Here is a 15,052-nt window from a genome sequence, read left to right on the forward strand (position 1 = left end):
TTCCTGCTGGGTTTCATCTTCTTTTTCGTGAATTTCAGATAATCTTGCCAAGGAAATCTTAGCATCTTGTACCTCCTGAACAAAGCCAATGAGCTGTGCAATAGGTCCATTTAAACTTCCAACAATTGAGCTGATTGCCAGCATCATCCCCAATGTTATGGAGCCATCAATAACCAATTTAGCCGAAAGAAATATGATAAAAATATTCTTTAACTCATTAATTACAGATGAACCAATGGTTTGGGTTTGTTCTAAAACTAATCCTTTTATCGAAACCCTAAAAAGTCTTGCCTGAACGTATTCCCAACCCCAGCGTTTTTGTTTTTCAGCATTATGGAGTTTGATTTCCTGCATTCCGTTAATAAGCTCCATAACTTTGCTTTGTTCCTGAGAAACTTCGGCAAATCGTTTGTAATCCAGAACTTCTCTTCGTTTTAAAAATAAAATAATCCAACCGAAATATAATATACTTCCCACAAAAAATACACAAAATATTTGAAGGTTATAATAGACCAGAACCCCACCCATTATGACCATATTGACAATAGAAAACAATACATTTAAAGAAGAAGTCGTTAAAATACGCTCAATGCGATGATGATCATTAATACGCTGCATAATATCACCCGTCATTCGAACATCAAAGAAAGAGATCGGTAAGTTCATTAATTTAATAAAGAAATCAGATATCAAGGATATTTTTATCCTGGTAGACAGATGTAATACTATCCAACTTCGGATAAGTTCCAATCCTATTCTTCCTGCAAAAAGAAATAATTGGGCAAAGAGAATTAGATAAACAAAATGAATATTCTGATTTTGAATCCCAATATCTACAATGCTTTGTGTTAAAAAAGGAAAAATAAGCTGCAACAAACTACTGGCTAATAATCCGATACTTAGTTGAATCAAAAATGATTTATATTGCAAAACATACTTTGACAACAAACTAAATCCTAATCCTTTTTTTTCTTCCTTGTCAAATTCTGATTGAAAAAATTTTGGAGAAGCTTCCACCATTAAAGCAATGCCTTCCTGAGTACTTTCATTAGCATTATTTCCTATCCAGAATTTAATAAAATCCTGTCTGTTGTACTGAATTAATCCAAAGGCTGGATCAGAAATGTAATAAGTGTCTTTTTTAATTTTATATAACACAACATAATGACTCTTGTGCCAATGCAATATACAAGGGAGTGAGAGTTCTTCGATCTTATTTAGACTTAGTTTTACACCTAAAGTTCTAAATCCTATTTTTTCTGCAGCAGCACTTAAAAGCAACATATTACTGCCCTCGCGCGTTGTTTCGCTATAATCTCTTAAATCTTGAATCTTAAGAGTTTTACCATAATGTTTGGCTATAATTTTCAGACAGGTAGGACCACAATCTTTTGAATCAGCTTGAATATAATTAGGGAATAAGTGGAATCTCTTTTTTATGCTAATGCTCTTAATTTTCAAAATTATTTACTATATTTAATTCTAGCTATTTTTGATTCATAATAAAACAATAGCATTTGATAGCTCACAAATTCATTTAGTCTATTTTTTGATTGAAATAATCGATTCATCGTCATATGTATATGACTTGAAATTAAATGATTAATCTCTATCGATGAGGTTAATTGCTCTTTAATTTTTTCTATAGCCGGTTTAATTGATGCTGATTTTTCCTCAATTAAAGTAAATAAATCATTATTGTTTGTTTTCTTAGAAAGAATTGCGTCAATTTCAGTTTTAAATTTGTGATATTTTAAACTTAATTGTTTTCTCATATTTTTATTAATACCAAATTCTTTCCCAAAAACAATTTGCAAATTTTCAACTAAATTTTTCTTTTCATTTAGTGATAAATTAAAGTCATCCATAAATGCATTAATTGCAAATAACCCCCACAACCACTGCAAATTAAGATTTACTCCATCTTCTAATATAGAAAGAGCATTTAAAATCATAATACTATCATGATAAAATATTAATTCTGATTGTTCAATAATAAAAGCTCCATATCGTTCAAGTTCTCTATCATAACTATCAATTTGTATTTTCCAAATTAAATCTATTTCTTTTAATTTTTTTAATTCTAAATTTATTCTGTTTATTATATTCTCGAAGTTATTTTTGCCACTAAAATGCAATCTTAATCGCAAGTGAAAATCTGGATCATAATACCTTATAAAAAACCATTGATCTACATTATTATCTTTAACTAAATTTTCCAATATAGGTTTTAAATGATTTATTAAAATGGAATCAGCAGTGATAATTCCAGTATATATTTTGTAATAAATCCATTCATCACCCACAACAAAGCTCCTTGTAATGTTTTTTGTCATAATTATTTAATTTTTTGAATTAAAAACCGAAAAAACAACTTCATTTACAAATCCCAAATCTTCACAATTTTTACTAGGACTTCCTTCATCAAATAGAAATTCCTCAAGAAAAATCACTTTATTTTTTTTTATTTCAGAAAAAAACATCTCTAAAGTTGAGGTATTAAATAGGTTAATTAATAATTTATTATCTCCATTTACCAAATACACGTATTGAGTTAGGTTTTTAGCACTGCAAAATTCTTTCATTTTATCAATCTGAATACTTTTATTTGTAGTTTCCATAATTTCATTTAAATCTGCGGTATTAATTTTCCATTTTGTAGTAGATAAAATTATGTCTTTATATAAAACTCTTGGAAAAAAATCAAGTTCTTCCTGAAGGATACCCCAATCAAATGAAAGAAATTTTCTTTTTCCATAAAACTGCATCTCGCATAAAAATCGGTAAATTGGCAGTGAACTATTGGAGTACTTATGCGCAGTGGTCAAACGAGGTAAAATTTCCTTTCCATATTTTTTTGATGATAATACAATTTTATCATCTCTTACAAAAACCATTATATCACTAATTTCTATTTGATTATCATTTGATTTAGAAGATTTTGATAGATATGGAATTTCATATTTTCTAAATGGCGGGCGCATTAATATATTTCCTAGTCTATCTTCAGGAAGGTGTACAACTTCGGCAATAATTTTTTCAGAATTAAAATTTTCTTCAAAACAGACAATTTCATCAACAAATTCATTCACATGTGAATCCCCATGACAAAATCGTCCAAGCAAATTTCCAGCACTTGAACCTATAAAAGCATTAACTGAAATTTGTAGTTCCCCATTTTTTGAAAAAAGTTGAGTGATTGTTGAGAATGTGTCTGGCAAATCGTCCCAAATATTTTCTAAAGTTGCAAATTCTTCCTCGTAAAGATGTATTTCATTGGTTTTATTCTGAAAAGCATTTATTGTTTTCTTTAATAATAAACTATGAAATGTTGTCCAAGTTATATTTTTTGTATTTGATTCGTTCTGAGATTCAAAAAAAATATCATCAATTAAAGGATTAACACTTCCTTTTTTACTATTAACTGGAAAACCAATTCCAATTTCTTCATCCAAAACTAAAGCTAAAGGAACCGCCTTAGTTTCGTATCGTTCAACAAATTTCTTCTTAAATTCTGTCAGCTCTTGATTTCCGTTGTAAAATGATATTTTATTTAACAATTTAAGGGCTTCCTGTACTTTTTCATTTATGCTCGAGTTTAAACAATTCGTTTTTGTCTTTAGAATTAAATCTGTCTGAAAGATATATTTTTCATTGAATGGAATCTTTAGAGACTTTAAAATCTCTATTATTTCAGAATAATGATCAATATCATTGCCATTTGCAGAATCAATAAAAATTAGTTTTTCTTTTATAATTTGAATTTCTTCCTTTATTTTATACGTATTTTTAATTTTTCCTAAAATATTCAAAAGTTGATCTAAATTTTCAATTCCAGAAACAGTTTGTTGAATTTCACTAACTAAAATTTGACTGTCAATCATATCATGTATAAATTCTACTGCCTCATTAAAATTTATATCACAAGAAATTATTTCACCTGCAAGCTCATTAATTTTCAGCCCTTTTTTAGCAGACAATACAATTTTATTTAAAAATTCAGAATTCTCCACTTCCACTATTTGGTGAGTTATGCCGCCATTTTTAACAAACTTGGTTTCTAAATATCGCAATTGATTATAAGTACTATATATGCTTGTATTTGGGAAAAATAATAATTGCTCTTTAATTTGAGGATCATCCTCTATTTGTTTGAATAACAAACCTGTCAGGTTCATATCTAAACGGGTATGCCTTTTATTTGACTTTTCATCAATTATAATTGAACTTTCTTTTTCATTTGTAATCCCTACACAGCTACCGGCAAATAAACCGAAAGGAGTCGCACGAGTGGAGAGTCTTGATAAATATTTTAAAAATGAAATTTTAATTTTATTTTTTTCTTTCTCATCCTTTATTTCATTTTTTGCTATTTTTTGCAATTCTTTAAATAATATTGGAGAAGCCAAATAAATAGCTTCCGAAATAATTGGTTTGGAGAATTCCCTTATTAACTCTTCTTCTGTTATGAACTCGTTCTTCGTTAACCCATAATAATAGTCTATAGGTAATAAAGGCGTTCTCAAAACATATTTCTCGAATGATTTATACATTATTTATTTTCAATAATTTTAATAGCCTCTTTTAAATACAATTCAGGGTCATAGTTTTTAGTACTTTCTTTTACAAAATAATCTATGTGCAAGCCTTTTCTTTGTACACCTTCCCCGTTTGGATAAAAACCACCTAATCCCGTAAAATTAAATTTTGTCTTGTCTGGCATAGTATATTCAACTATATTCATAACAGAACCTGCAGTTTGTTCGCCAATGGTCTGACAAGTTGGGGATTGCTGAATAGTCATTCCTATAAACTCTGCTTTACTTTGAGTTTTCCTATTTACAAGAAGTATAACCTTACCTTTATAATAATCAGCATTATTACTTCCTGTTTTGAAAGGATCCATTACTAATTTCATCGGAGATTCTCCATCGTATTCCCCATAAGAAGGGCTTTTTTCTATTGGGAAAAGAACTTTTAAAAATTCTTTTCTTTTAGGATATAGATATTCAGCCATGGTATTATTAGTAATATTTTCTGGATAATTTCTTAAATCTAAAATCAAGGCTCCAGTATTTGAAATTTGATTAAAAATATCTTTAAACTCTTTTGAAGTAATTTCGTTTAGGTTTATATAAGCAATTGAGGGTTTTATAAAAAACCACTTTTCTTTTTTGATATTTTCTAGAGAACTTGGTTCATTAGCAGTTTGTTCTTTATAAAGATGTATGAATTTATTAACTTTTGTTCCGTCCTTTTTAAGAACTTCAACATTAAGAGAATCTATGGTATTATAAAGCATTGTATAACTATATTGTTTTAAAAAACTTGGATTGGAAGATGAAATCAAATTTGACAATCTCTCATTTATACAAGTTGAAATATTTTTGCCTTCTATTTTGGTTATAACATCTCCTAAAACCAGTCCATCTTTTATTGCATTTTCTTTGTTACTTATCGAAGTAATAACCAGTGAATCGTTTATATTTTTAGCTTTAAAAAAAGGTTTGTATTTAAATATGGAATCAAAAACAACACGAGAACCATATTGTGCATGTGAGTCGTTTAATTTTGAAATCATTTTACATTTTACTATTTCAAAATCAAATTGCGTTTTACAAGCTATAAAATCAGCAGTCATATAATCTAGTATTGAAAGCCATTTTTCATCCGTCAAATATTTATTTACGTTCCAATATTCCATAGCATTCCAAAAGCTATAAAATAAAAGTAATCGATGACTTTTTATCCTATAATCAAAAATATCGAGCCCTTTTTCATTTTTAAAAGACAGCATCTTAGTCATCATATCGGCTGAAGCGTAATAATTATGAATGTTTTTGTTGTTTTTGATTTTTAAAAGAAAGTTGGTTAGTTCCTCCCCAAAAACGCCAGCATCTATCCAAGAATACCCCTTGTTTTTTAAAAACAAACCCTCTTCAGAATTGTTTTTTTCCTCTTTTAGGTTATTAGTTTTATAAGTCTTTACAAAATTCAATAACAAATCATTCATTTCAGATTGATTTGTTATGGGTTCCAGTTTTTGGCATAATTCAATAAATGAATTGTCCCAATTGTATTTTCCACTGCTAATTTCGGGATGGTGATATTTTAACAATCCCCAAACTAATCCTGCTTGTTTATATTTTTCAATAGAACCAATAGAATCGTGAGCACAGATACTTGTTGAAAAACATAAAAATAAAATCAATAAAATGAAAATATTTTTTTCTCTAAAAAAGGTAATGTGATTTTGCATAGTTTTTTTAAAATTTTAAAAAAAGGGTTTCTTCAGTAAGCGTTTGATTTTTTGTTATATAGCTTAAATACGAAAAAAGAACTCCGGACAAACCCTCCAGTAATGAAAAATTTTGCTCTTCTGTATCAACAATTGGAAAACTATATCCTATTTTAGGTATTTGATTGATGTCCTTGAATTTATATTTCAAAGTTTCTTCAATCCAATATTTTGATGCATTCAAAAAAATATTTTTCCCCGTTAGATTGTAGATGTTTTTAAAAATGATAGAATTTCCACTAGCGCCATGACAAAATCCAGCGTCACTTACTCCCGTTTGGGTTTCAAGTTTACGTTTTGCAACATTTTCTAACTTGTTTACAACATCTTTAATTATTTCTTTGTCATCTATTAATACGGCGATAATTAAAATAGTATTAAATACCCCCAGATCACCATAACACCAGGCTAATCTAGTATTTATTGCGGTGTATGTTTTGTTTTCAAAATCTTCGGCTCTAATCATACTAGGGAAATAGGAATAAATGATTTCATCTAATCTTTGTGTGTTTTGAAGATAAAAATTCAAATTCCCTTTTATTAGTTTTTCAACTTTTTGGCTAGTTGGATTTTTTGAAAATACTTTAGACAAAAAATACAAAACTGATGCATTTCCATGGGCAGTCCCCATGTCGATAACAGTTGTGAAAATTTTGTATTTTTCATATTTTTTCCAAAAAATTTGATCCTCTATTGTGAAACTATTTTCTTTTAAATAATCAACTATTTTATCAACTAAATTATAATTATCTCTTTCAAGAAAATAAATTCCTAAACCTATTAGACCATGTAGAATATCACGTTCATCATAAGACATAAATACATCTATTTGATTTTCTAAGATTTCATCCGTTTCACTTAAAAGTTCATCTATTTGAATCAATACTTCAAAATCTTCTTTTTTATCAGATGTAAAAAATTCACTTTTTTTTAATTTGATCAAAAAACAACCATATCCTGCTAATCCGTCGCAATAACTAGTCATTAATGTTTCACTATTTTCAATTATGTCAAAAGTTCGATTTAAATACTCCCTTATTTTGTGTTTCCCGATAAGTCTTGGATCAATAATGTAACAATCCAAAAGAACTAAAAGAATACCTGTAAGTCCTGATAATAAACCTAAATGATTGGAATTTCTTGATTTAGATATATTATCCCAATCTTGAACAAAATCTAAAATCTCAATTATTTCATTTTTAATAATTTGTTTTAATTTCATAAAATATTTTAAAAAAGGTCGAGATTAATCGACCTTTTAGATGATTCATTTAAAAATACTTTTTTCTCTAACTCTATGACTAAACCGGAGGTGGAAGAGTCGGGGTTGGACATGATACTAAACAAGTAGCACCAGTACCTAGAGAAGCAGGTTTACAACCTTGGTAATTACAACATGCAAAACCACTACAGTCAGAATAAGATGTTGTTCCTCCTCCATTAACAGACTGCATTTCATTGTCTGATAATACAGTGATAATTTTCTTTTTTAAAGTTAATTTTTTCATCATTATTTTTTAGATGATTAATAAATAGTTTTTTTAGATTTCTTACAAAATGTTAATTTCTAATTTCCACATGCATTTGGTAAAACAAACAACATCTTATAAGAGTAATCTTTATTAAAGTGAACAATAATTAACAAAATTATTTAATAATCATCAACATCCTTATGCGTTTTAATGCGAATTTAATGCGAATCTAATTATAAAAATGCCGATTATTATAGCAAGCATTATACGCCACTACTTACCCAGGAAAATACCGTGACAAATGTTATAGAAGACAGGGATTATAAAACCTAAATGAGGCCGCTTTCTAAAATATATTTATTGAGTATGAATTGTGTGCTCGAACACTTTTTTTTTACTTCTTCTTGTATTACATATATTTAATTCATATTATTGTAATATTATTCATCTTTTTTGTCTCGTAAACACTAAATACGTGAAAGTAAAAAATGATTTTTATCTGATTTATTTAAAATGTAACCAATGAAGAGTAAACTATTGAATGCAAGATTAAACAAAGGGTTTTCTCAAGAACAACTTGCAGATTTAATTGGTATGACACAGTCAAATTATTGTCGCAGAGAAAAAGGCTTAAAAAAAATATCAGATGCGGAGTGGATAAAAATAGCCAAAGAATTGAATGTGAAAAAAGAGGATATTTATGAAGTAGATATCCTCACAAAGAATGATTCCAATAGTAAAGATATTGTGTCTTGGAAATTATATCATTTCAATATTCCGGATTTTGTAATAGAACATATGGAGTTTTTAAAAAAAGAAAATAAAGAACTTCGTGAACAACTTAGAAAAGATGCATTGTAAATATTCAACGCTTAAAACCGACAATTCTTTTATTGCTTTCAATTACCTGCAAATTAAAATATTTCTAACTATACTTTTACCACATTGCTATGAACATCAAAACAAATTGAACAATCACCAAGTTAAATTCAGGCTTGTTTTAAGATTGTAGTTCAACATGTTTAAAAGTTGGGGATTTAAGCAAACCAGTTAGTTAATCTGAATAAGAAGAAATCTATATTTCTGACTCTTCTAAATTAACTCCAAAATGCTTTTATTTTTGAATTGAAAGATTCAACAGAATCATTTGTACTGTCTATTATCAAAGTAATTCAAAATTATCTGATAGTCAAAGGCTATACTATTGAGTTGGATGTTAATATTTATCTGTAATAAAACAAACATGTTAAAAAAACTAACAATTATTATTCCTTTTTTAAATGAAGGCATAGAAATAGAAAACACATTAAAAAGTATTCGTAAAACTGCAAAAAATAATGTTGATATAGTATTAATAAATGATAATTCTACGGACAAATTTGATTACCGTTCAACTGCAAGAAAGTATAATGCTGCTTACCATTTAAACTCGGAGCGCAAAGGAGTTGCTCAATCTAGAGATATTGGCGTTTCCTTGATCAACACTCCTTTTTTTTTATTGATTGATGGACATATGCGGTTTTATGATAATAATTGGTGGGCAGAGTTTATAAATAGTCTTGAAATTGATGATCGAGCGGTGTATTGTGGGAGCTGTTTACCCCTTAAGGAAAATGGAAAAACAATTAAGAAACACAAACTAAACAAATCCTTTGGTGCATTTATAAGTTTTGACCAATGCTATCCTTCTGAAATTTTGGACCCAAAATGGGTATCTACCGATACAGACATTAATAATCAAACTCCTGAAATACCTTGTATTTTGGGCGCATCTTATGCTTTATCGGTGAGATATTGGAATTATATAAAAGGACTAAATGGCTTAAGATATTACGGTAGCGATGAGACTTTTTTAAGTATGAAAATTTGGTTGGAAGGTGGCAAATGCATCTTACTGAAAAATATTGAAATCGGACATATTTTCAGAAACACAGCTCCTTATCTTATAACGCTTCCTGATATAATTTACAATAAACTCTTTATAGCCAAGACTCTTTTTCCAGAAAAATCTAAAAATATAGAATTAAAAATTAAAGAAAATTACCCAGGAGATTATCATTTGGTACAATCATTATTCGAAAAAGAAAAAGATAGAATTCAATTAGATGCTGATTACTATAAACAAATTTTTACCAGGGATTATTCTTATTTTTATAACATAAATAAAAATGCAAGCAATTTAAATTCTTTTAAAATCAAAGTAGATCAACAGTTGCGAAAAATTGCGAATTCTATTGTTGTAGAGAATAAAAGTATAGGTCTGCTAACTGGAGAAATGGGAGAGATCGTTTTTCTATATGAATATGCAAGCTACATCAATAGTCCTTTTTATGCTGACTTTGCTCATAATAAACTCTCAAGTTTGACCATTCGCCTTCAAAATGATATGTCAAATCTCAATTTAATAGACGGTGTTGCCGGTATAGGAATCGCTATTCAATATCTGATAAAAAATGACTTTATAGAAATTGATTTTGATAAATTATTCAAAAATATTGAAACTTCAATGAAAGAATTAATATCAAAAAATATTATGGACAATAAATTTGATTTCTTTTATGAATCTGCCGGAATTATATATTATTTTATTGCAAAAGGTATTAATATTTTAGACCAAGAATTACTCCTCAAATTTGCAAACTGTTTAGATAAAACAAAAGAGATAAAACAAAATATAATCTTAGGTAATTTATCTTTATTAATGTACGCTTTTGAGTACGACAAAAATAATAGCGATTTAAAAAAACTAATTCTTGAATACTCAAATTATATACAGAATTTAAATCCAAACAAACAATTATCAATAGAACCAGAAGGAGATTTATTTATTGCTTATACTTTATTGAGAGTTGCAAAGCTACTATCATTAAAAGTTTTAGAAATAGAAGCAACTAACAAAATATTAAGCACCTGCAATAGAAAAGATTCAATTTGTGAACACCTATACGATGCAAGTTTAATAAATGGTTCAGCGGGTGCCTCACTAATTTATCAATTATCATATTTATACACCAATCGCGTTGAGTTTAAGGAAGCTGCGGAATATTGGGCGACTGATGTTTTGATAAAAGAAATACCAGAGTTTGATATTTATTTACCATATAATACTGAAAATCAAAAGTATTCTAAAAGTCTAATTTGTGGGGTGTCTGGTATTGGTTTAAGTCTATTAGCATTAAATTCAACTGAGATGAAATATTGGAAATCTTGGTTTAAATTATAAACTAATTAAAAATGGTAATATATATTTTTGTCCATACCTGTCTATTAAATCAAACATTAGGCATTTTACAAGATACTTCCCTTTGCTTTTTATAATTCATATTAAGCTAAAAATAACCTTAGAAAAGTTAAAAGATTATATTTCTCCTCCAATGCATTCTTAGGCACATAAAACGTTATAAAAATCTTTCGTAAATTGGTTAGATAATTGAATGCTTCCCGCTACTAAGACAAAAGCTTCAGAGAAATCTGGAGCTTTTTTGTTTTTTTTCATTTGTTTAAACAATATTGGCAAAGTCAGAGACATTTGCGAGGACCTATTAAACATTGATCTTAAAACATGGGCTAGGAATGATACTGCTCTGATTGAAAAGACCTCCAAAATCAAATAACTTTGGAGGCCTTAAATTTTTGGTGGTCCTTACAAACCTGTTTACCAACCGTTTTATGCAGGATTTAAAAAAAATGGGCCATGACAAAAAGTATTAATTATTTAACAGATTCTTGATTTGTCATTCTATAAATGAATTCAAAATTAACAGCGTGCTCATCCCTTTAATCCATTATATAAGTTCGGTAACAGGTGAAAAAAGAAAACCCGTTTTCCTTATGAAAACGGGAATTCTGCATTATTAATAAATGTATATCTAATAAGAATATTAACCTCTGGTTAAATCTTTTTTTTATATTTTATGTGAAGCTATTTCTTCGCTTTTTTAGCCTTTTCTTCTATTTTTTTTTCTACACCTTTTTCAATTTGATCAATTGTAAAACTTGCCGGTGCCTGACTTGGCGGGTACTCGACAAATGTTTCAAGAAACACAGCCGCATGAAGTGTTAATTGTTCCATTAAAAACGGGTTTTTTACTCTAAAATCATCGTATTGATCAGAAACAATATCGGCTCTTTCATAAGGATCCATTCGTAAATTGAATAGTTTAGGAACTCTAAGAGGTGTAAAAGGTTCATACCAAACTTTAAAGCCTCCCGGAGCTCTCATCTCACGATATACAGCTTTCCAATTTCCATATCTAAAGGCCACTAATTCTGCATCATCATTAAAATAAGCAAATTCATTTCGATTACTTTTTGGAGTTTTTCCCGTAAGATAATCAAGTTGATTGTAACCGTCTAAATGTACTTTATAGCTCTTTCCTCCTACTGTTGTTCCTTTTAAAAGACGTTCTGTTATGTTTGTATCCCCTGCAGCGGCCAAAAGCGTTGGAAACCAATCAAGAGCAGCAAACATTTCAGTAGAGGTCGCCCCTGCTTTTATATTTCCTGGCCAGCGAATAAATGCCGGAACACGAAACGCTCCTTCCCAGTTAGAATCTTTTTCATTTCTAAAAGGAGTTGTTGCAGCATCCGGCCAGCTAAATTGATTTGGACCATTATCGGTACTAAAAATAACAATTGTATTTTCTGTAATTTTAAGATCATCCAAAGCCTTGAGTATTTTACCAACATTCATATCCATTTCGATCATACCGTCAGCATACTCGTTTCCAACCATTCCGCTTTGTCCTAACATAGATTCGCGTATATGGGTAAAAACATGCATACGTGTAAAATTCATCCAGGTAAAAAAAGGTTTGTTTCCTTGGGCTTGTTTTTTGATAAATTCTATACAAGCTGCTGTTGTCTCATCATCTATCGTTTCCATTCTTTTCTTAGTCAATGGACCTGTATCTTCTATTTTACCCCCGGCATAAGTATGAAGTACTCCACGGGGACTGCTGGTTTTAATAAATAATGGATCATCTTTTGGCCAAAGTGCTCTTTCAGGCTCTTCTTCTGCATTTAAATGATACAGATTACCAAAAAACTCATCAAAACCATGATTTGTTGGCAAATATTCATCACGATCACCTAAATGATTCTTTCCAAACTGCCCTGTGGTGTAACCTAATGGTTTTAATGCCTGAGCAATTGTAATATCACGATCCTGAAGACCTACCGCTACTCCGGGAAGACCCACTTTAGACAATCCTGTACGTTTGGCGCATTGTCCGGTAATTAGAGATGCTCTTCCTGCTGTACAGCTATTTTCAGCATAATAATCCGTAAACTTCATTCCTTCGGTTCCGAGTCTGTCAATATTAGGTGTTGTATAACCTACCACACCTAATCCATAAGCACTTATATTGGTCTGTCCCACATCATCTCCATAAATGATTAAAATATTGGGCTTTGATTTATTGTTTTGTGCTGTAGCAATTTTTGAAATTCCAACTAAAAATAAAAGGAGCAACACAAATTTCATTGTTCCTTTTAACCTGATTGACTTTTTTGGTAAATTCATTGGGCTTTTTTTAAAGTTATTAAAATACCTGTAAATTTATATATGCTCCTTATTTTAATAGTTATTTTATAAAAAAAACACGTTCCAAATTATAATTTGGAACGTGTTTTTCAGACACTATTTTAATAAATACATTTTTAAACTATCAATCTATTTATAAATATAAAAACCAACCCATATCGCGTATTGTCTTTAATAGTTTATTTTCAACTCTACTCTTCTGTTTTTCGCACGGCCTAAAGCAGTTTTGTTGCTGGCAATTGGTTTGCTTTCGCCATAACCAATTGCTGTCAATCTAGAGGCATCAATACCTTTTTTTATTAAATATTTTTTAACGGATTCCGTACGTTTTTGAGATAATTCTAAGTTGAATGCATCATTACCATTGCTGTCTGCATGTCCTTCGATAACCAATTTAGAAGATTGGTATTTATTAATTAAATTTACCACTTCGTCCAACTGAACTAAAGATGCAACTTTTAATTTTTCACTATTATTTTCGAAGAAAATTTTACTTCCTAAATAGGTAATTCTTTGTATGTCTTGTTTTGTAATTTCTGGACATCCTTTATTTTCGATAGTTCCTTTAACAGTAGGACAAGGATCATTTATATCAGCTATACCATCGCCATCAGAATCTGGACAGCCATTTAAACTTAATGGACCCGCAAGATCCGGACAACGGTCTAAATCATTTGAAACACCATCTTTGTCATTATCCATAGGACAACCCGTTTGGTCAACTTTGGTTTCTTTTTTAGTATCTGGACATTTATCCTTACTATCAGCCACACCATCATAATCAGAATCCGGACAACCTTTTAAAGCAACCGTTCCTGCAATATCCGGGCACGCATCTAAAGAATCAGCTACGCCATCTTTGTCTTTATCTTTGTCTAAAGGACACCCATTGGCATCTACTGATACACCGGCTGGAGTTCCAGGACAAGTATCATTACGATCCGAAATGCCATCATTATCAGCATCCTTTTTTTCTCCAATATTGAAAGTCAAACCAGCCATGTGTGATAAGTAAGCATCTTTTTTACCTTCAATGACACCATCTCTTCTGTCTCTATTGGAATAGCTAAAGGTTTCTTGTAGGTTAAGCATAATTCCAGGACTCAATCTGAAATTTAATCCACCCCCTGCAGTAGGCAAAGCATAGTCAATCCTATCTTGGTCAAAGTTCAAATCATTGTCAAACAACATAGCGCCAACACCTACAAATAGATAAGGTCTTACTAAGGATTCTGGAGCGGTTATATTAAATCTTAAATTTAATGCTACCGAAGTAAAATCACTCTTGAAACTTCTCGAGGGACCAAGGTTACCTATTATTCCTGTCGAGGGAGTATTGTAACCAACTGTTCCTTTTGAAGCAAGTAAATTTAAATCAAAATAACGATTTAAATAGCGCGATACAGATATCGCTCCAAAACCATAAAATGCTTTATTAGTTTTGTAGAAATTATTACCCAGATCCCCTTGATATTGTGTGATACCACTGTGAAGACCAATATTCCATTTTTTATCTTCAGTCTGTGCTTTTAAGGCTATTGTAAATGCCAAGCAGATACAAAGCAGTAAGATTTTTTTCATCTTGATTTAAATTTTATAATAATTAATACAAAGATGTCACAGATGAAATTGTTTAATGTTATAGAACTTTATCAATAAATTATATCATTCCTACATTTTAATTATTGTATTATTTAAAAAATAAACTATTAAAAAGCTAATTTGGATTAACCTGCT

The 15,052-nt window shown here is 29.7% G+C and carries 10 protein-coding genes; 2 read left to right on the top strand and 8 right to left on the bottom strand.

Annotation, left to right across the window (positions count from 1 at the left end; all coding sequences use genetic code 11):
• The 6 genes from LPB88_RS23240 to LPB88_RS23930 all read right to left on the bottom strand — a co-directional run.
• The coding region (locus LPB88_RS23240; protein WP_230718103.1) for a cysteine peptidase family C39 domain-containing protein at nt 1-1,461 on the bottom strand (1,461 nt) is incomplete at its 3' end.
• Nucleotides 1,462-1,463: 2 nt separating this feature from the next.
• Nucleotides 1,464-2,336: a thiopeptide-type bacteriocin biosynthesis protein gene (locus LPB88_RS23245; RefSeq protein WP_230718105.1), complete on the bottom strand. Its 873-nt coding sequence runs from the start codon at nt 2,334-2,336 to the stop codon at nt 1,464-1,466.
• Between the two features lie 6 nt (nt 2,337-2,342).
• The gene (locus tag LPB88_RS23250) at nt 2,343-4,553 is read right to left on the bottom strand and encodes a lantibiotic dehydratase family protein (protein WP_230718107.1); all 2,211 of its coding nucleotides are present in this window, start codon (nt 4,551-4,553) and stop codon (nt 2,343-2,345) included.
• Nucleotides 4,553-6,259, bottom strand: a complete 1,707-nt coding sequence (locus LPB88_RS23255; RefSeq protein ID WP_230718109.1) for a S41 family peptidase — start codon at nt 6,257-6,259, stop codon at nt 4,553-4,555. The genes LPB88_RS23250 and LPB88_RS23255 overlap by 1 nt, the downstream gene beginning before the upstream one ends.
• A gap of 7 nt (nt 6,260-6,266) precedes the next feature.
• Complete coding sequence (locus tag LPB88_RS23260) at nt 6,267-7,520, bottom strand: lanthionine synthetase C family protein (protein WP_230718111.1); 1,254 nt, start codon at nt 7,518-7,520, stop codon at nt 6,267-6,269.
• A 79-nt stretch (nt 7,521-7,599) separates the two neighbouring features.
• Complete coding sequence (locus LPB88_RS23930) at nt 7,600-7,809, bottom strand: class I lanthipeptide (protein ID WP_370635913.1); 210 nt, start codon at nt 7,807-7,809, stop codon at nt 7,600-7,602.
• A gap of 483 nt (nt 7,810-8,292) precedes the next feature.
• On the opposite strand from LPB88_RS23930, the gene LPB88_RS23265 reads away from it, so the two are divergent.
• Nucleotides 8,293-8,631 carry a helix-turn-helix transcriptional regulator gene (locus tag LPB88_RS23265; protein WP_230718114.1) on the top strand — a complete coding sequence of 113 codons (339 nt, stop codon included), beginning with the start codon at nt 8,293-8,295 and terminating at the stop codon, nt 8,629-8,631.
• Between the two features lie 382 nt (nt 8,632-9,013).
• Nucleotides 9,014-10,993, top strand: coding sequence for a glycosyltransferase (locus LPB88_RS23270; protein WP_230718116.1), 1,980 nt, complete (start codon nt 9,014-9,016; stop codon nt 10,991-10,993).
• A gap of 699 nt (nt 10,994-11,692) precedes the next feature.
• Here the strand turns inward: LPB88_RS23270 and LPB88_RS23275 are convergent.
• The gene (locus LPB88_RS23275) at nt 11,693-13,294 is read right to left on the bottom strand and encodes an arylsulfatase (protein WP_230718118.1); all 1,602 of its coding nucleotides are present in this window, start codon (nt 13,292-13,294) and stop codon (nt 11,693-11,695) included.
• Nucleotides 13,295-13,486: 192 nt separating this feature from the next.
• A complete protein-coding gene (locus tag LPB88_RS23280; protein ID WP_230718120.1) occupies nt 13,487-14,896 on the bottom strand; it encodes an OmpA family protein in 1,410 nt (469 codons plus the stop codon).
• Nucleotides 14,897-15,052 lie beyond the last annotated feature (156 nt).

The organism is Flavobacterium sp. JAS, assembly GCF_020991455.1.
Lineage (GTDB): Bacteria > Bacteroidota > Bacteroidia > Flavobacteriales > Flavobacteriaceae > Flavobacterium.